Source organism: Bradyrhizobium sp. McL0615 (genome assembly GCF_049993905.1).
Lineage (GTDB): Bacteria > Pseudomonadota > Alphaproteobacteria > Rhizobiales > Xanthobacteraceae > Bradyrhizobium.
This window is the reverse complement of the sequence record NZ_CP188254.1, coordinates 1,467,659-1,484,710: the sequence shown is the minus strand read 5'-3', so window position 1 is coordinate 1,484,710 and position 17,052 is coordinate 1,467,659. Positions and strand designations below refer to the sequence as shown.

The 17,052-nt window shown below is 62.4% G+C and carries 16 protein-coding genes; 10 read left to right on the top strand and 6 right to left on the bottom strand.

The features are described from left to right. Positions 1–63: 63 nt before the first annotated feature. Both ACPPVP_RS07040 and ACPPVP_RS07035 read left to right on the top strand, forming a co-directional pair. Positions 64–1,014: a threonine/serine dehydratase gene (locus ACPPVP_RS07040; RefSeq protein WP_426532587.1), complete on the top strand. Its 951-nt coding sequence runs from the start codon at positions 64–66 to the stop codon at positions 1,012–1,014. 145 nt (positions 1,015–1,159) lie between these two features. Next, entirely contained in the window at positions 1,160–1,978 is an 819-nt protein-coding gene (locus ACPPVP_RS07035) for a metallophosphoesterase family protein (RefSeq protein ID WP_426532585.1), read from the top strand. 53 nt (positions 1,979–2,031) lie between these two features. Here the strand turns inward: ACPPVP_RS07035 and ACPPVP_RS07030 are convergent, their stop codons facing one another. Further along, positions 2,032–2,334 (bottom strand): hypothetical protein, encoded by a 303-nt coding sequence (locus ACPPVP_RS07030; RefSeq protein ID WP_426532583.1) that lies wholly within the window; start codon positions 2,332–2,334, stop codon positions 2,032–2,034. 1,011 nt (positions 2,335–3,345) lie between these two features. Between ACPPVP_RS07030 and ACPPVP_RS07025 the strand changes: the two genes are divergently transcribed. Further along, positions 3,346–3,591: a hypothetical protein gene (locus tag ACPPVP_RS07025; protein WP_426532581.1), complete on the top strand. Its 246-nt coding sequence runs from the start codon at positions 3,346–3,348 to the stop codon at positions 3,589–3,591. Between the two features lie 2 nt (positions 3,592–3,593). On the opposite strand, the gene ACPPVP_RS07020 is transcribed toward ACPPVP_RS07025, so the two are convergent. Both ACPPVP_RS07020 and ACPPVP_RS07015 read right to left on the bottom strand, forming a co-directional pair. Next, entirely contained in the window at positions 3,594–4,079 is a 486-nt protein-coding gene (locus tag ACPPVP_RS07020) for a Crp/Fnr family transcriptional regulator (RefSeq protein WP_426532579.1), read from the bottom strand. A gap of 107 nt (positions 4,080–4,186) precedes the next feature. Beyond that, the gene (locus ACPPVP_RS07015) at positions 4,187–4,981 is read right to left on the bottom strand and encodes an alpha/beta fold hydrolase (RefSeq protein WP_426532577.1); all 795 of its coding nucleotides are present in this window, start codon (positions 4,979–4,981) and stop codon (positions 4,187–4,189) included. Positions 4,982–5,130: 149 nt separating this feature from the next. On the opposite strand from ACPPVP_RS07015, the gene ACPPVP_RS07010 reads away from it, so the two are divergent. The 3 genes from ACPPVP_RS07010 (at position 5,131) to ACPPVP_RS07000 (ending at position 8,748) form a co-directional block, all read left to right on the top strand. Further along, a complete protein-coding gene (locus ACPPVP_RS07010) occupies positions 5,131–5,781 on the top strand; it encodes a GntR family transcriptional regulator (RefSeq protein WP_426532575.1) in 651 nt (216 codons plus the stop codon). Beyond that, positions 5,778–7,307: an aldehyde dehydrogenase gene (locus tag ACPPVP_RS07005; protein ID WP_426532573.1), complete on the top strand. Its 1,530-nt coding sequence runs from the start codon at positions 5,778–5,780 to the stop codon at positions 7,305–7,307. Before ACPPVP_RS07010 ends, ACPPVP_RS07005 begins: the two co-directional genes overlap by 4 nt. Positions 7,308–7,380: 73 nt before the next feature. Next, positions 7,381–8,748, top strand: coding sequence for an MFS transporter (locus ACPPVP_RS07000; RefSeq protein WP_426532571.1), 1,368 nt, complete (start codon positions 7,381–7,383; stop codon positions 8,746–8,748). A gap of 444 nt (positions 8,749–9,192) precedes the next feature. Here the strand turns inward: ACPPVP_RS07000 and ACPPVP_RS06995 are convergent, their stop codons facing one another. Further along, positions 9,193–10,101, bottom strand: coding sequence for a WD40/YVTN/BNR-like repeat-containing protein (locus ACPPVP_RS06995; protein WP_426532569.1), 909 nt, complete (start codon positions 10,099–10,101; stop codon positions 9,193–9,195). Positions 10,102–10,556: 455 nt separating this feature from the next. On the opposite strand from ACPPVP_RS06995, the gene ACPPVP_RS06990 reads away from it, so the two are divergent. Both ACPPVP_RS06990 and ACPPVP_RS06985 read left to right on the top strand, forming a co-directional pair. Further along, positions 10,557–11,582, top strand: coding sequence for a Fe(3+) ABC transporter substrate-binding protein (locus ACPPVP_RS06990; protein WP_426532567.1), 1,026 nt, complete (start codon positions 10,557–10,559; stop codon positions 11,580–11,582). A 103-nt stretch (positions 11,583–11,685) separates the two neighbouring features. Beyond that, a complete protein-coding gene (locus ACPPVP_RS06985) occupies positions 11,686–13,332 on the top strand; it encodes an ABC transporter permease (protein ID WP_426532565.1) in 1,647 nt (548 codons plus the stop codon). A gap of 145 nt (positions 13,333–13,477) precedes the next feature. Here ACPPVP_RS06985 and ACPPVP_RS06980 read toward each other — a convergent pair whose 3' ends face one another. Further along, positions 13,478–14,374 (bottom strand): LysR family transcriptional regulator, encoded by an 897-nt coding sequence (locus ACPPVP_RS06980; RefSeq protein ID WP_426532562.1) that lies wholly within the window; start codon positions 14,372–14,374, stop codon positions 13,478–13,480. A 122-nt stretch (positions 14,375–14,496) separates the two neighbouring features. On the opposite strand from ACPPVP_RS06980, the gene styA reads away from it, so the two are divergent. Further along, on the top strand, positions 14,497–15,744 hold the full coding sequence (styA, locus tag ACPPVP_RS06975) for a styrene monooxygenase subunit StyA (RefSeq protein WP_426532560.1): 1,248 nt from the start codon (positions 14,497–14,499) through the stop codon (positions 15,742–15,744). A 10-nt stretch (positions 15,745–15,754) separates the two neighbouring features. Beyond that, positions 15,755–16,237 carry a styrene monooxygenase NADH-dependent flavin reductase subunit StyB gene (gene styB / locus ACPPVP_RS06970; protein ID WP_426532558.1) on the top strand — a complete coding sequence of 161 codons (483 nt, stop codon included), beginning with the start codon at positions 15,755–15,757 and terminating at the stop codon, positions 16,235–16,237. A gap of 154 nt (positions 16,238–16,391) precedes the next feature. Here the strand turns inward: styB and ACPPVP_RS06965 are convergent, their stop codons facing one another. Continuing rightward, complete coding sequence (locus ACPPVP_RS06965; protein WP_426532556.1) at positions 16,392–17,042, bottom strand: 3-oxoacid CoA-transferase subunit B; 651 nt, start codon at positions 17,040–17,042, stop codon at positions 16,392–16,394. Positions 17,043–17,052: the final 10 nt, after the last annotated feature.

Here is a 17,052-nt window from a genome sequence, read left to right as displayed (position 1 = left end):
TTGCTAATTAGCTAAATGACTAATTCCTGTCAATCGCTGCCGCCGTAGAGACCCGCTATAGAAATGCCCGACAACACTGCAAATCCGCAAACCATCGCGCGATGCGAACGGATCATCCGGCCGCATATCCGGCGCACGCCCGTCATCGAGATCAATGGCGACGAGTTTGGCCTGCCCGCAACGACACTCACGCTCAAGCTTGAGCTGCTCCAGCACTCGGGATCGTTCAAGGCGCGCGGCGCCTTTGCCAATTTCCTCGCTCGCGAGGTGCCGAAAGCCGGCATCGTCGCTGCATCCGGAGGCAATCACGGTGCGGCGGTCGCCTACGCCGCGATGAAGTTGGGCAAGCCGGCCAGGATTTTCGTTCCGAGCATATCTTCCCCGGCCAAGATTCAGCGCATCCGCGAATACGGCGCCGACCTCGTGATCGAGGGCGAACGCTACGCGGATGCGCTCGCGACCAGCGAAGCGTGGGCGCAGCAAACCGGCGCCATGCCGATACCGGCGTTCGACCAGAACGAAACCATCCTCGGACAGGGGACACTCGGCCTCGAACTCGAGCAACAAGCGGCCGATATCGACACCGTCCTCGTATCGGTCGGCGGCGGCGGGCTGATCGCTGGTATCGCCGCCTGGTATGCCGGGCGCGTCAAGGTCGTCGGCGTCGAGCCGTTTGCGTCGCCAACGCTGACAAAAGCCTTCGAGGCCGGACATCCCATCGACGTGGAGGCTGGCGGCCTGGCCGCGGATTCGCTGGCGCCCCGGCGCGTCGGCGAAAGGGTGTTTCCGATCGTCCAGAAATATGCGCGACAGACCGTGCTGGTTTCGGACGACGCAATAGCGAATGCGCAGGCGCAGCTGTGGCGCGCCCTGCGCATCGTGGCCGAGCCTGGTGGGGCCGCGGCATTCTCCGCCATATTGTCCGGCGCCTATAAATCTGCCCCCGGCGAGCGGGTCGCCATTGTCATCAGCGGCGGCAACACCGCCGCGGTAAACTTCGACGTAACATACTGACCGGCGCGCGCCCGGTTGCGCGGCCTTGCGGGCATGTGTCACGTTCAATCGGTGCCTCGCGGCACAATTTTTGCTCTTTCCGGCCTGCCTGAATGCATCCGCCTGCGGATCGCCTGTTTCCTAGGCATTTTGGGTTTGAATCATTATGCGCTGCCTCGTCGTTGCCGATTTGCATTATTCATTGCCGCAGTTCGACTGGCTGCTGGCGGCGGCGCCCGAATTCGACGTCGTCATTTTCGCGGGCGACGCGCTCGACATCGGATCGTTCGTCGACTTTCGCGCGCAAATTCTGGTCGTGAAGAAATACCTGTCGCTGCTGTCAGGCATGACGCGGGTTATCCTCTGCTCGGGCAATCACGATCTCGACGAACGCAGCGCCGAAGGCGAAAAGATCGCGCGCTGGGTCGGCGATATCAGAGAACTCGGCATCGCCTGCGACGGCGACGACCTCACCATCGGCGGCACGCACTTCACGGTGTGTCCGTGGTGGGACGGACCGCTGGTCAAGAGCCGCATCGAAGCCCAGCTTCGCGACGCCGCAGCCGAACGGGCGCAGCGCTGGATCTGGGTGCATCATGCGCCGCCGGCGAATTCGCCGACGAGCTGGGGTGGCAAGCGCTTCTTCGGCGACGTCGAACTGGTGCAATGGATCGCGCAATACCAGCCGTCGATGGTGATCTCCGGCCACGTGCATCAGTCGCCCTTCATCCCCGACGGCTCGTGGTTCGACCGGCTCGGCACGACCTGGGTCTTCAACACCGGCCTGCAGCACGGCCGTCCGCCGGTCTGTATCGTGCTCGACCTCGATGAGGACACCGCGTTCTGGCTGGCGGCCGGCGAAGCGCGACGCATCGACTTGCGCGCGCCCTTGGCTAGGCCGGCGGCGGAAATCGAGAACGCGCCGCCGTGGCTGATATCCTTGGGGCGGATTGCCGATCCGAATACGCAGCAATCGGCGAGCTAATGATACGAGTGCCTTCTTGCTTCTTTCGATTTGTTCGGCAGACACTCTCCGATTTAACCCAGGTCCTGTTCATCAAGATCCACAAGATACACGACGTTGGTGTCACTTGAAGGCTCGATCGATTGCGTTGCTCGCCGATAAAGACCTGCTTCGTCGGCGGTAGCCAACCTGAGCTTCATCGTGGCGCTGGCATCGCACAACGGGGTGCCATGAGATGTGATTGTGCTCAACTTTGCGCGTAACCCGTCGCGTTCGCACATACGCTCCGCGTCCGCGTGCCGCTTGGCCTGCAACGCAAGCGTTGGCCTTCCGTTGATCTCCATCGTGAATATCGAGAATGTGAAGCGGTGGTCCATTTTGATCTCCGGCCTTCCTTTTATGGACCTCCAGATCAATCCGCCAGCAGATCGTAGTCCCGGCGCAAAACAGTCTGGACGTGAGCCGCCGCGCGCGCGGCGGTATGGCATCTGCCGCGCCCGCCGCAAGCACACAGAGCGACCAGTTGTTTTCAGCGGGCTCTGCAACGCGATTGATCGCTACCTCCTGGACGTTATGACAGCCGGGCTGGCTTCTCACTTCGGACAACGCTCGACGCTGCAATTCCGGCATTGAAACGCAGATCTTGAGCATAGGGTCGGCTCGACTGGTTGGGGGCGCAGCCATGTCTAACAGAACACGAGCAATTCGGGTTCCACCTGCGAGAGGCGCGATCTTCGATCCAGGCTGGGCATTCGCACGGCAAGGTTCTAGGGAAAGTCGGGGCGCCTGCATGTTATCAATTTTTCGAAAGTGAGCAAAATTGACCAGCCGTGGGACCGCGAGGGTTCCATGCTGGCTGCGTCACCGCCCCTTGGTATCTTCTGGTGACTGAGAGTCTGTAACGCTCCCGCCTGAACGAGAAGGCGATAGCATCATGACCATCCTGCGACCACTCTGCCCCACGTGCCAAACGCGAACTGTGTTGGCGCGGGTTACCCCGGGCCCTATTGGCTTCGACATTCAGACCTTCGAATGCCTTGCGTGCAAACAGGTTCATCAGATTGTGGCTGACCTGCTGACCGACCCGATGAAGTCTGTAACTGCGCACACATGGCTACGCGGACAACTGCGAGCGCCCACGTAGCGGCTTTCGGCAAGCTTCGAAGAACCGCGCTAAATCAAAGAGACCACCGAGCCACCGCGCAACCAGTCAAACGCGCGATGCCGGCTCATCTGGGTAAAGCGAACCTCGCGACTTGCGGCCCCTCGCGGACGGTCTCCTGCAGTTTGCGCGATCATTAAATTCCGCAGAGATTGTGTTCTTGGCTTTGCCGTCGCCGGATTGCGAAGTAGCCTTCCCCGGGCGACGGCTAAGGAGACGCAGCACGATGAGGGCCTTGGTGATGGCAGTGGCGGTACTGGCGCTGTTGGCTGTGCCCGCACAGGCGCAGATGGGGGGCGGCAAACGAGGGCATCAGGGCGACGATACAAAAGCCGCGAACAAGAAGCCGAAGGTCGATGACAAGGCTTATCAGGAAGCACTCAAGCGCATTCCCGATTCCAAGGAAAAGTATGATCCATGGGCCGTGACCAAGGCGCCTGACGCCGACAAATCTTCAAAAAATCGTCGATGAAATCATACGCGCGGGTCGGATTGCCGATCCGAGCCTGGCGACACCTGTGACGGCGGCAGGTTGATCATGCTCTGCAGGATTTCGCCGACCATCGAGAGATGGTTACCCTGACCGGCATATTGATGCATCAAATCGGCCAGATAGGTGTTGGCGACGTTGAGGCGTTGCGCCAGCAAACGCGCGATCAACAGGGCCACTGCCGGCTGGTCGCGCAGGAATGCCGCGGCGTCGTCGAACTCGTATACGACGGAATCGGCGGCGGCGCGCACCGTCGCGGTATGCGGCTGATCGAGCAGCACCGACATTTCGCCCAGCATCGCCCCTGGCTCGGTCAGAACGGCGACGACGCTATCGCCCTTGATGACCTCCAGCCGTCCTTCGAGCAGCACGAACAGATGTCCGGTCTTGCTACCTTCCTGAAGCACGAACGTGCCTGCCGGCACCTCTCGCCTGGTTGCTCCGGTGCAATAGTCGAGTACCGCGCGCATCAGCATGACCCCCGTATCAAGCCAAGCCTAGCACTGACGATGCCAAGGTCGAACGGTAAGCAGAGGCTCTCTGCTCAAATTGTCGGCAGGTCCGGCAGCGAAGGGTCTCAGGCCGGAGCGGCGTTGGTCACCGGCAGGAAGTCGCCGATGACGTCCAGAAACAACCGGGGCGACTGCAATTGCGGCACATGGGCACAGCCCGGGATGATTTCCAGGTAGGCGTGCGGCAGGCCTGCGGCCAGTTCGTGCGACATCGGCGGTGGCGTCGCCTCGTCGTGTTCGCCGACCAGCACGAGCGCCGGCACGCTCACCTTGCCAAGCTCCGGCCGCAGATCGAGCGCCGCCAGCGCATCGCATGCGGCGCGAAACACGTTTGGATCAGTGCGCAGGAAAGCCTCGCGCCGATCCTGCATCAGGTCCGGATGGGCGGCCTGGAATTCCGGCGCGAACAGCCGGCGCATCGCAACATCTGTTATCGCCGACAGCCCCTTGGCCATGGATGCCGTCGCCATGTTGCGGAAGGCTTCGCGGCCGGGCTCGGAGAACGCCGCGCCGCAATCGGCCAAAATGAGCTTGGTTGCGATCTTGGGATGCCGGATGGCCATCTGCAGCGCGACGAACCCGCCGTAGCCGTTGCCGAGCACGATCGCATCTTCACCTTTGGCCGCATGCTTGACCGCTTCCGCCATCCGATCTGCCACCGCCGCCAGACCACCAGTCACGGCCTGCGATCTACCGAACCCCGGCAATTCCGGGACGATCACGCGAAACGATTTTGATAATTCGGGAACGATGGCGTCGAAGCTGGCGCGGTCCGACAGCAGCGAGTGGAACAGAAACAACGGCGGCCCATCGCCCGCCTCCACTGCGTTGACGGTTGCTGCCGCAAATAGCCGATCCATCCCGGTCCCTCTTTCGATTGCCCTCAAGCGCCCCTTTTGGCGCAACAGCCCGCTGATTGCCAGACTAAATTCGGTGTCATTCAGGCTCTTTTGCCTTGACGTGATATTTCACGAATGCCTATCTATCGGTCAGATCTGAAGGAATTTCCATGCTTTTGCGAGATAACGTCTACGAAAGCCTTCGCTCTGATATCCTGACATGCCACTTCGCGCCAGGTGATGATATGCGCGAACAGGATCTCGCCGAGCGCTATGCCGTGAGCCGTCAACCGGTGCGCGAGGCGCTGTTGCGGCTCGAACGCGAGCATCTCGTCACGGTCACGCCGCGGCAGGGCTACCGGGTCAACCCGATCTCGCTGGCCGATGCGCGCGACCTGCTGCGATTTCGTTTCGCGCTGGAGCCGGCCTGCGTGATGGATGCGATCGAGAGCGCGAGCGACGACACCCTGAAGTCGCTGAATAAGTTCCGCCGCTTCTCCGGCAACCACGAAGACTTCATCGCCTATAACCGCGCCTTCCACTCGGCGCTCGCGCATGCATCCGGCAATCGCCGCATGGCGGCCGCGCTGTGCGACCTGATCGGACAGGCCGATCGCCTGGTGCGCGTCAGCGTCGCCAATCTGAAAGGCCACGATCCGGCAAAACTCGTCGCCGAGCATGTCGCGCTGATCGAGGCGATGCAGCGGCGCGACGGGCGCACGGCCGCCCGTCTCATCAAGGCGCATATCGCGCAAACCGAAAAACGCGTGCTGCCGGCGCTCAAGCGTAACGCCGTCATCGTCGATGCGAGGGAACCATGAATATCTCCTCAACACCTGGAACCGTCGACGTCGAGATCCACGGCAATTTCATCGACGGTCGCGAGGTTGAAGCAGGCTCCGGCGAGATGCTCGACGTCCGCAATCCCGCAACCGGCGACGTGATCGCGCGGATTCCGAATTCAACCGCTGAAGATATCGACCGCGCCATGAAAAGCGCGCGCGCCGCCTTTGAAGGCAAGGCCTGGGGCGGCATGGACACGCGCGCCCGGGCGCGGCTGGTCAATCGCCTGGCCGACGCTTTCGAGGCCAATCTGGATGCGCTGTACCGGCTGGAGACACTGAACAACGGCCGCCCGGTCAACGAAACCCGCGCGCAGCTTTCCCGGCTGCCGGATTTCTTCCGTTACTTCGCGGGGCTTGCGCTGGCGCGGCGCGATTCAGTGATCCCGGTCGAGGGTTCGTATCTCAACTATACCCTGCGCACGCCGATCGGGATCGTGGCCAACTGCACCCCGTTCAATCATCCGCTGATGATCCTGTGCAAATCGCTGGCCGCGGTGCTGGCGACCGGGTGCGTCACCGTCGTCAAGCCGTCGGAATATACCCCGCTGACGACCTTGAAGCTGGCGCAGATCTTTACCGAGGCGGGACTGCCACCCGGCGTGTTCAACATCGTCCTCGGCCTCGGCCCAAGCGCCGGCAAGATGCTGGCCGAACACGCCGACATCAACAAGCTGGTGCTGACCGGCGGTACCGAGGCCGGCCGCATCGCTGGCGCCGCCGCCGCAAAAGTTTTCGCGCACCAGACCATGGAGCTCGGCGGCAAGACGCCGGTGATGGTGTTCGATGATTTCGACGTCGATCGCGCCGTCAACTACGCCGCGTTCGGTGCGTTCATCGGCGCCGGCCAGACCTGCGTCTGCGCATCGCGCCATATCGTGCAGGCATCGATCTATGACGAGTTCGTCGAGAAGCTGAAGGCGAAGACACAAACCATCCGCATCGGCGATCCCTTCGATCCCGCAACCCAGCTTGGACCGGTGATTTCGGCGCGACAGCGCGATCGCGTGCTGACTTATTCGCGGTTCGGCCATGAGGACGGCGCGCGCCTCGTGACGGGCGGTGTCGCCGCCAAGGTCCCCGGCCATGACAACGGCTATTTCGTCGAGCCGACCGTATTCGCCGATGTGAAATCCGACATGCGGATTTTCCAGGAAGAAGTGTTCGGCCCCTTCACTTCGGTGACGCCGTTCAAGGACGAGGCGGACGCACTCAGGCTCGCCAATGATTCCCCGTTCGGGCTGGCGGCTGCGATCCGTACCCGCGACGTCGGCCGCGCGCATCGCGTGGCGGCCGCCGTCAAGGCCGGCATCGTCTGGATCAACGACCATCACCGCCTCGACCCGGCCTCGCCCTGGGGCGGCGTCGACGATTCCGGCATCGGACGCGAGTGCGGAGCTGAAAGTTTCGACGATCATTTCAACACCAAGAGCGTGATGGTCGCGACGCACGACCAGCCGTTCGACTGGTATCGCGACACGGCGAACCATCGACGACTGAACTAGCAGCAACAAGCGGCGAGCCGTTCAGAGAAGACGGCAGGCCGCATCAACGAGAAGCGAAAAGGGGAGCAAGCACATGTCGACATCGGTAAACGCGGGTAGCCGTCTGGATCGGCTGCCGATCGGGCCTTTCCATCGCCGCATCATGTTCCTGATCGGCATCGGGATGTTCTTCGACGGCTTTGACATTTATCTTGCCGGCACCGTGCTCGGCGTCACCCTGAAGACCGGGTTTTCCACGCTGCCGCAGAATGCCATGTTCATCTCGGCGACCTTCGTCGGAATGATGCTGGGCTCGTTTGCAACCGGCTTTCTCGGCGACCGCTACGGGCGGCGCTTCACCTATCAGTTCAATTTGCTGGTGTTCGGCCTGGCGTCACTGGCGGCCGCCTTCGCGCCGAACATGGCCATCCTGATCGCCTGCCGCTTCGTGATGGGCTTCGGACTGGGTGCCGAGAACGTGGTCGGCTATTCGACCATGACCGAATTCGTGCCGGCAAAAACGCGCGGCAAATGGCTCGGGCTGATGGCGGTTTGCGTCGTGACGGGTCTGCCGGTGTCGCTGTTGGTCGCGTCCCTGGTGGTCCCCGAGTTTGGCTGGCGGGCGATGTTCGTCCTCGGCGGCGTCGGCGCGCTCATCGTCTGGTACCTGCGCAAGTCGCTGCCGGAATCGCCGCGCTGGCTGGAAGCAGTGGGCCGCACCGCAGAGGCCGAAGCGCTGATGCAGTCGATCGAGAAGGAAGCAGCCCAGGGACGGCCGCTGCCGGCCCCCGCAGCGGCAGCGACGATTCCGGCATCGCCCGATCTCGCCACGCTGTTCACGGCGCCCCTGCTGTCACGCATGATCGTCGGCTCGGTCTGCCTGATCACGATCAATACGCTGCTCTATGGCTTCGTGACATGGCTGCCGGTGTTCTTCATCAAACAGGGACTGACTGTTGCCACCTCGTTCGGATATTCGCTGGTGATGGCGCTCGGCGCGCCGATCGGCTCGGCCATCGGCGCGTTTACCGCGGACCGCTGGGGCCGCAAGCCGACCATCATCGGCGCATCGCTGATCTCGGTGGTGCTCGGCATCATCTATCCGATGATATCTGATCCAATGCTGCTGCCAGCGGTCGGGTTCGCGCTGACGGTGCCGATCTATGTGCTGGTGGCGCTGCTGTTCGGAATCTACATCCCCGAACTATTCCCGACCGAAGTGCGCTTGCGCGCCTCCGGGATCGTCAACACGCTCGGCCGCGGCGCCACCATCGTCACGCCGTTCCTGGTCGTGATGCTGTTCGAGGCCCGCGGCGTCGCCGGTGTGATGGCGCTGATGATCGGGCTGTTGGTGGTGCAGATCGTCACGGTCTGGGCACTTGGCATCGAGCCACGGCACCGCAGCCTGGAAGAACTCAAAGGCGACGAGACGGCACCCGCTCTGGTGAAACAGGCGACCTGACGGCATGGCCGGTCATCAACAGCAGCGGAGGCAACCTCCGCAACTAACTGGCCAGATCGGCCCGTCTTTATAGGATCTCCGATCGGTGTCGCTCGGTCGAGTATCGGGCGGCGGCCTGTGTCCAGGCTCCGCTGGCGGCCAGCTAGCGTTGATCGAGGGCGGTCCAGTCGCGCTGGTCGCGGTAGGCTTGGAAGCCGACCGGTGCGGCGCCATGGTCTTGAGTGCATCGTCCGGTAGGTTGCTGCAATGCGTTTATCCCACGCGCGCATCTGGACGTCGCGTTCTTCATCGGCCGTCAAAATCACCGGCATCGCTTTGAGATGAATTAGCTCAATCGCCGCATTGGGCCATATGGTCAGGAAACCATTGACGACATCCAGTCGTTGCGCGCAGCGCTGCGCAAAATCCAGCTCGCATTGTCGGATCTGACCCACATTTTGCCAATCAAAGCCAAAGTTTCATGATTGCGTTGGGTAGCACCTTATTTCCACAATCGAATTGCCAAATGTAAAATGACTTGTCGAAATCGGAATAGCTTATGCCAACCGGCTTGAATGGCAGTTGTGGGCCGAAAGGCTGCCAATTCGAGCCGTGATCCGAAGAGATCATAACGTGTTGGGAACTAAGGCTGACGATACGTCCGTCGGGCAGTTCAATCGGGTGCACGTTCATCAGGGTGCCGCCCGCCACGGTTTGACTCCACGTCCAATGCGAGCCTTGACCTATCCCTCGTACCATAGCGCCGTCTCCACTCGACCAGTAAACCGATCCGTCACTTGCAATAAGTGGTTGTGCGCCTCCACCCTGGACCGAAGCGGAAATCCAAGTGGCTCCTGAATCGTTACTTTGATAAATGCCGCCCATTCCACCGCCCCAACTGGGAGAGCAGCCGGCAAAGAATGTCGTGGAATTAATCACCAAGGGGAAACTTGAAAAGGCTGTTCCTGCCGGGAGATTGGCTCCCACATTTCTCCACGTATTGCCGCCATCCTGAGAACGATAAACCGTCTGTTTTTGTTCGTGTCCTCCCGCAAGGAGGGTCCGACGATTGATATCCGTAAAATCAACACTGACGGAATCGTTGTGACGGATAGAGCCCAGTGACCGGAACACGCTACCGCTATTGTCCGTTCGGTAAACACCATTGCTGTTGTATATGCCCGACTCCCAAAACACATCGGAACGGACAGGATCGTAAATGATCGAGCCGGGTCGATTTGTGATGGTGGCGGAGCCGCCGCCTGCCCCGAGTTGATGCCAGCTCATGCCGCCATCAGTGCTTCCCCAAAGGCCCCGTTGCGCGACGCCCGCGATTACAAGATCTTCATTCGGTTTCGCCGACACGTAAGTCATGTTGCCGCACTCAGATTCCATCCCGGCAAGATTCGAAGTGACATTCACCCAGTTGCCCTCAGATGGAGACAAACGAGGACGATTAGCCGCTGGGCTTGGACTGGGCGTCGCTGTTGAGGAGGACGAATCGCTAGCGGCGAACGCTACGGAACGTCCGCCGCTGTATTCGGTTAGCAGTAGCAACAGTGAAACCGCCCAAGAGATCCTCCAGCAATTTGCTGCGACGTGAACCATGGTAACCCTCGTTTGATCGTTGAGACTCGCTTCGGTTAGCTTCGAACGCCTATCCTGGTTTGGAGGCCATGGGGTGCCGTGGCCGCACACATTGGAATCGATCTAAATTGACGGCTGGAATCGCTCTAAATCCTGACATTCGCGACATCCGGTCGCTGCCGGTACGGCAGCCGCTGCGCTACTGACAGCGGCATCTCCACCACTATTGCCGGGCAGCTTTCATGATCAATCTTCGCGCTACCGCCGCAACCGCCGCGTTGCTTTGTCTTACCGCATTCGGAGCCTCGCCGGCGTCCGCCGACGGCGAGGTCAACGTCTACACCTATCGCGAAACCAAGCTGGTCCAACCGCTGTTCGACGCCTTCACCAAGGACACCGGCATCAAGGTCAACGTCGTCTCGGCCAGTTCGGGGCTTGAGCAGCGCATGAAGGCGGAAGGCGCCAACAGCCCCGCCGACGTGCTGCTCACGGTCGATCTCGGCCGCCTCGACGACGCCGTGCAGGCCGGCGTTACCCAGCCGATCAAGTCGGTGGTGATCGACGAGACCGTGCCGGCACAGTTCCGCGATCCCGACGGCCAGTGGGCCGGCATCTCGATGCGCGCGCGCGTGATCTACGCCTCGAAGGACCGCGTCAAGCAGGACAAGATCACCTATGAAGAGCTCGCCGATCCGAAGTGGAAGGGCAAGATCTGCATCCGCTCCGGCCAGCACATCTACAACAACGGCCTGTTCGCGGCCTATGTGGCCAGGCACGGCGAGGCCAAGGCAGAGGAATGGCTGAAGGGCGTGAAGGCCAATCTGGCGCAAAAACCCTCCGGCGGCGACCGCGAAGCCGCGCGCGACGTGGCGGCCGGCAAGTGCGACATCGGCATCGGCAACACGTATTATTGGGCGCTGATGATGAACAACGATCCCGAGAAGAAGCCGTGGGCGGAAGCGACAAAAGTGATCCTGCCGACGTTCGAGGGCGGCGGCACCCACGTCAATCTCTCCGGCGTCATCCTGGCGAAGAATGCGCCGAACAAGGACAACGGCCTCAAGCTGATCGAGTGGCTCGCCGGCGACAAGGCGCAGCACATCTACGCCGATGCCAATTACGAATATCCGATCCGCGCCGGCGTCGCCGTCAATCCGACCATTGCGGGCTATGGCAAGCTCACCGCCGATCCGACGCCGATCGCCAAGATCGTCGCCAACCGCAAGGCGGCCTCGACGCTGGTGGACAAGGTCGGGTTCGATAATTGATCGCACCAAGTCGCGAGAACATTTCCGTCAATATGCCCTCTCCCTCCCCGGGAGAGGGCATATTGCTGCATGGGCTTCCGGCTTCTCGCCGATGTGAGCCGGCGTGACCCGGACCACGCGCTTGGGGCGGATCGCCGCAGCGATCGCGGTCGCGACCGCCATTCTTGTCGCAGCGCCCGTCATCTCCATCATCGCGCTGGCGATGCAGCCGGCGCCTGATGTCTGGCAGACCCTCATCAAATACGTGCTGCCGCGGAGCCTTCTCGACACCGCGCTGCTGCTGATCGGCGTAGGCTCCCTGTCGCTTGCGATCGGCACAGGTGCGGCGTGGGCGGTGTCGCTGCATGAATTTCGCGGCCGGCGAATGCTGCTGTGGCTGCTGCCGCTGCCGCTCGCGATCCCGACCTATCTCGCGGCTTACGTCTATGTCGATCTGTTCGAGCCGCTCGGCCTGGTCCACAAGACGCTCACGCTTTGGCTCCCACTGCAGGACGCCGTGCGCCTGCTTCCCAATTTGCGTTCGCTGCCCGGCGCCGTCATCGTGATCGCGCTGGTGCTCTACCCGTACGTCTATCTTTCGGCGCGCACCATGTTCCAGTTCCAGAGCGCTGAATTCGCCGAAGCTGCGAAGACGCTTGGCGCCGGCCGCTGGACCACCCTCTGGCGCATCTCGCTGCCGATGGCACGCCCCGCGCTGGCGGTCGGCACAGCGCTGGTATCGCTGGAAACGCTGAACGACATCGGCGCCAGCGAATATCTCGGCGTTCGCACGCTGACGGTCTCGGTGTTCACGACCTGGCTCAACCGCGGCAGCCTTGCCGGCGCGGCGCAACTGTCCTGCTTCATGCTGGCGATCGTAGCCGGACTTATCGCCATTGAACGCTACGGACGGCGCAACGTCACAACGGAATTTTCCGCCGAAAGCCCGCGGCTGACGCAGCGGACGACGCTGTCAGGCCTCAAGGGCGCTTTCGCCTTCGCGGCCTGCCTGCTGCCGGTCTGCCTCGGATTTCTGGTGCCGCTGTTGTATCTCGCGCACCAGAGTTTCAAGCGCGGGCTGTTTGCGAATTTCGACATGGCGCTGTGGCGCGACGCCTTCAACTCGGTCGCGTTCGCAAGCCTTGCCACGCTCGCCGCGCTGCTGCTCGGCTTTGCGACCATCCTGGCCTGGCGCTGGCGGCCGAACCGGCTGCGCTTCGTGGCGATGAACATCGCGCAATTGGGTTATACGCTGCCCGGGCTGGTGCTGGCGCTCGGGCTGCTCGCGCCGGTGCTCGCCATCGACAACGCGCTTAACGCGCTCGCCGCATCGCTCGGGCAACCGTTGCCGGGGTTGATCATGGTCGGCTCCGGCGCCGCCGTCGTCATCGCCTATGTGATCCGCTTTCTCGCGGTGCCGACCGGATTCATCAAGGCAGGGTTCGAGCGGATCCCACGCGATTACGACGACAGCGCACGCGCCGTCGGTGCCGGCCAAACCACGACGATGCGGCTGATCCATCTGCCCCTGCTGCGCCCCGCCATGCTCGGCGCCGTCATCGTCGTGTTCGTAGATTGCTTGAAGGAATTGCCGGCGACGCTATTGTTGCGGCCGCTCAACGTCGAGACGCTGGCGACCTCAATCTACCAATACGCCAGCCGCGGGAGTTTTGAGGAAGGCGCACTCGCAGCGCTATTGATCGTCGCCGCCAGCATCGGCCCGGTGGCGTGGCTGACGCGGTTTTCGGATATACCGAGCGGGCCGGCGTAGGCGATGCCGTGGCGGTGCCGTAGGGTGGGCAGAGGAGCGTCAGCGACGTGCCCACCATCTATCGTCAAACGCGCTGCGAAATGGTGGGCACGCTGCGCTTTGCCCACCCTACGCGACTGCGTTCGCAGCGGCGACGATAGCAGGCTTACGGCGTAGAAAATTGTCCCGCGCGCTTGATCAACAGGTCCAGGAAGCTTCGCGCCCGCAGCGACATCCAGTGCGTTTCGGGATAGACGGCGTGCAGCGGCAAGGCGGCGATCGAAAAGTCCGGCAGCAGGTTCTGCAACTGACCGCTGCGAATGCCGGCGACGGCGCTCCATTCCGGCAGGACGGCGATGCCGAGGTGATGCATCACCGCCTGCTCCATCGCGTCGGCATCGTCGACCAGCAGCGGCCCGCCGATCGAAGCGACGTGGCGGCCATGTTCGGATTCGAAGATCCAGTCGTTGGCCGCGGGCAGACGCGAATAGACGATGCATTGGTGCGCGGCGAGGTCTTCGGGTGCGCGCGGCACCGAACGGCCTTTAAGGTAGGTCGGCGTCGCGACCAGGTAGCGCCGCACCGTGCCAAGCCGCCGGGCCACGAGCGTACTCGATTCGAGTTGCCCGATCCGCAGCGCCAGCTCGATCCCCTCCTCCACGAGATTGACGAAACGCTCGCTGAAGCGGATGTCCAGACGAACCCCCTGATAGGTTCGGACGTACTCGGCAATGACGGGCATCAAATAGCGCCGGCCGAACGATGACGGCAGGCTGACCCGCAGCGTGCCGCTCGGCCGCAGTGAATTTTCCTCGACGTTCGCCCGTGCCTGATCGAAGTTTCCGAGGATCTGGCGGGCCAGATCGTAGATGCGGTGGCCCTCTGGCGTCGGCTTGAGCTTGCGCGTGGTGCGAAAGAACAATTGGGTGCCGAACTCGCTTTCGAGCAATGCGATCCGCTTGCTCACGGCCGGCTGACCGATGCCGAGTTCGTTGGCGGCCACCGAGAAGCTGCCGCCCTCCAGCGAGCGGACAAAGGCTCGCAAACAGTCGATCCGATCCATCAAATCATTCCTGATAGGAATAGATCATATCCTATCCATTCCATTTTTCTGGGGCAAGTTCGCCGCTAGGCTGCAGCCAACAACGGGAGGCCAGCTCCCGAACAACCTTTGGGGAGGCGGACATGAGACGGCGCATCGGGATCGTCGGGGCCGGCATCGCAGGCTTGCACCTGGCCCTGTATCTTCAGAAACATGGCGTCGACACCACGCTGATCACCGACCGCGCGCCGGACGAGTATCGCGGCATCCGTCTGTTGAACACGGTCGCGCACCACCACGTGACGATCGCGCGCGAGGACTATCTCGGCGTCAATCACTGGAACGACCCGAAGCATCACTATTACTACCACGATCACTTTTTCAATTTCCCGCAGCCGATCAGCTTCCGCGGTTACTTCTCGCGGCCGAGCCGCGCCGTCGATTACCGGATCTATCTGCCGGTGCTGATGAAGGATTTTGCGGATCGTGGCGGCAAGATCGAATACCGCCGGATTGAGGAAAGCGATATCGCGCCGCTGGTCAGCCGGTTCGACCTCCTGGTTGTTTCCAGCGGCAAGGGCCCGCTCGGCCAGCTCTTCGCCTACCGGCCGGAGCACTCGCCCTATTCGCAGCCGCAGCGGCGGCTCTGTGTCGGCCTCTACACTGGTGTTCGCGAGCCGGATCCGATGAACGTGACGCTTTCGGTTTCGCCAGGCCACGGCGAGATGATCGTGATTCCCACCATCACTTTTGGCGGCATCGCCAGCGCACTGTTGATGGAGAACGTGCCGGGCGGCGACATGGAGGAGCTCGCGACGCTCAGCTACGAGGCAGACCCCAAGCACTTCCTGCGTGTCGTGCTGGAAAAACTCGAAAAACATCATCCGACGACCTATGACCGCATCGACACTGCGCGCTTCGATCTCGCGCAGCCGCTCGACCTGCTGCAGGGCGGCGTGGTGCCGACGGTTCGCAACACGGTGGCGGAATTCGACGGCGGCAAATGCGCCATCGCGCTCGGCGACGTCCATTCGGTGGTCGATCCGATGATGGGACAGGGCGCCAACGTCGCCTCCTACGCCGCGTTCGTGCTCGGCGAGGAGATCGTCAACGCCGACGTGCTCGATGCGCGGTTTTGCGAAAAGGTCGACCTCAAACGACAAGACCGCGTGCTGGCGGCGGCGCGCTGGACCAACATCATGCTGCAGCCACCCTCGGAGGCGCTAGGCCAGCTGATCGGCACGATGAGCCAGAACCAGGCGCTCGCCGACGAGTTCACCGAGAACTTCAACTATCCGGACCACCAATGGGACTGCGTCGCATCGGCCGAGCGCATTCAGGCCTGGATCGAGCGCAAGGCCGCGCCCGCGCCGGTGCGGGCCACGGCGTGAGGGGCATGCGATGCAGCGCGCCGACCCGCTCGCCTTCCGCCAGGCCGCATCGCGCTTTGCGACCGGGGTTGCGGTGCTGACCGCGCTCGATTCCCGTGGCGAGGTCTGCGGCATGACGGCCAACAGTTTTGTCACCATCAGCCTTTCGCCGCCGACCGTGCTGGTCTCAGTCAAGCCGGGCAAGACGCATGAGGCGATGTCGGCGAGCGGACGCTACGGCGTCAACGTGCTGCCGGAACAGGCCAGGGGCTTGTCGAGCCATTTCGCGGGCCGGCCGCGCGAGACGCATCCCGATTACGAAATCGTGGAAGGCCTGCCGCGGCTGTCGAACTGCGTCGCGTTTTTCGCCTGCGAGGTGACACGGACGATCGACGTCAGCGACCACACGCTGTTCATCGCCGAAGTGTCGGAGTGCGATTACTGCGACAGCCTCCCGCTGGTGTTCTTCTCAAGCCGCTACCATCTGGGCCCGGGGAAACCGGTCGACCACTGAGCGGCACCGGCGTATGCGACGCCGTGGCGGTGCCGTAGGGTGGGCAAAGAAGCGAAGCGACGTGCCCACCATCTATCGTTGATCGCGCTGCGAAATGGTGGGCACGCTGCGCTTTGCCCACCCTACGGGACCGCCTACATAGCCGGCGTACCGCTCAGGCGTTCTTCAGCGCAACACGAAACTCGGCTTCGGTCTTGGCCTTCACCTCGTCGAGCGTGACGCCGTCGGCGAGTTCGATCAATGCCATGCCGTCCTTGCCGTGCTTGTCGATGGTGAAGACGGCGAGATCCGTCACCACCATGTCGACGACCTTCTCGCCGGTCAGCGGCAGGTTACACGTCTTCAGAAGCTTCGGGCCATCCTTGGCGGAATGCTCCATGACGACGACGACGCGCTTGACGCCGGCGACGAGGTCCATCGCGCCGCCCATGCCCTTCACCATCTTGCCAGGGATCATCCAATTGGCGAGGTCGCCGTTTTGCGCCACCTGCATCGCGCCCAGGATCGACAGATCGATGTGCCCGCCGCGCACCATGCCGAACGAATCCGCCGAGGAGAAATAGCTGGTGTCGGGCAATTCGCTGACCGTCTGCTTGCCGGCGTTGATGAGGTCGGCGTCTTCCTCGCCCTCGTAGGGGAACGGTCCCATGCCGAGCATGCCGTTCTCGCTCTGCAGGCTGACGTCGATGCCGTCGGGAATGTAGTTCGAGACCAGCGTCGGAATGCCGATGCCGAGATTGACGTAATAGCCGTCGCGCAACTCTTTCGCGGCGCGCGCGGCCATCTGTTCACGGGTCCAGGCCATTTTCAGTTCT

What these genes read in the sequence shown, in the direction of transcription:
- ACPPVP_RS07040 (WP_426532587.1), top strand. Translation starts at nt 64, where the DNA reads ATGCCCGACAACACTGCAAATCCGCAAACCATCGCGCGATGCGAACGG.
- ACPPVP_RS07035 (WP_426532585.1), top strand. Translation starts at nt 1,160, where the DNA reads ATGCGCTGCCTCGTCGTTGCCGATTTGCATTATTCATTGCCGCAGTTC.
- ACPPVP_RS07030 (WP_426532583.1), bottom strand. Translation starts at nt 2,334, where the DNA reads ATGGACCACCGCTTCACATTCTCGATATTCACGATGGAGATCAACGGA.
- ACPPVP_RS07025 (WP_426532581.1), top strand. Translation starts at nt 3,346, where the DNA reads ATGAGGGCCTTGGTGATGGCAGTGGCGGTACTGGCGCTGTTGGCTGTG.
- ACPPVP_RS07020 (WP_426532579.1), bottom strand. Translation starts at nt 4,079, where the DNA reads ATGCGCGCGGTACTCGACTATTGCACCGGAGCAACCAGGCGAGAGGTG.
- ACPPVP_RS07015 (WP_426532577.1), bottom strand. Translation starts at nt 4,981, where the DNA reads ATGGATCGGCTATTTGCGGCAGCAACCGTCAACGCAGTGGAGGCGGGC.
- ACPPVP_RS07010 (WP_426532575.1), top strand. Translation starts at nt 5,131, where the DNA reads ATGCTTTTGCGAGATAACGTCTACGAAAGCCTTCGCTCTGATATCCTG.
- ACPPVP_RS07005 (WP_426532573.1), top strand. Translation starts at nt 5,778, where the DNA reads ATGAATATCTCCTCAACACCTGGAACCGTCGACGTCGAGATCCACGGC.
- ACPPVP_RS07000 (WP_426532571.1), top strand. Translation starts at nt 7,381, where the DNA reads ATGTCGACATCGGTAAACGCGGGTAGCCGTCTGGATCGGCTGCCGATC.
- ACPPVP_RS06995 (WP_426532569.1), bottom strand. Translation starts at nt 10,101, where the DNA reads ATGACTTACGTGTCGGCGAAACCGAATGAAGATCTTGTAATCGCGGGC.
- ACPPVP_RS06990 (WP_426532567.1), top strand. Translation starts at nt 10,557, where the DNA reads ATGATCAATCTTCGCGCTACCGCCGCAACCGCCGCGTTGCTTTGTCTT.
- ACPPVP_RS06980 (WP_426532562.1), bottom strand. Translation starts at nt 14,374, where the DNA reads ATGGATCGGATCGACTGTTTGCGAGCCTTTGTCCGCTCGCTGGAGGGC.
- styA (WP_426532560.1), top strand. Translation starts at nt 14,497, where the DNA reads ATGAGACGGCGCATCGGGATCGTCGGGGCCGGCATCGCAGGCTTGCAC.
- styB (WP_426532558.1), top strand. Translation starts at nt 15,755, where the DNA reads ATGCAGCGCGCCGACCCGCTCGCCTTCCGCCAGGCCGCATCGCGCTTT.
- ACPPVP_RS06965 (WP_426532556.1), bottom strand. Translation starts at nt 17,042, where the DNA reads ATGGCCTGGACCCGTGAACAGATGGCCGCGCGCGCCGCGAAAGAGTTG.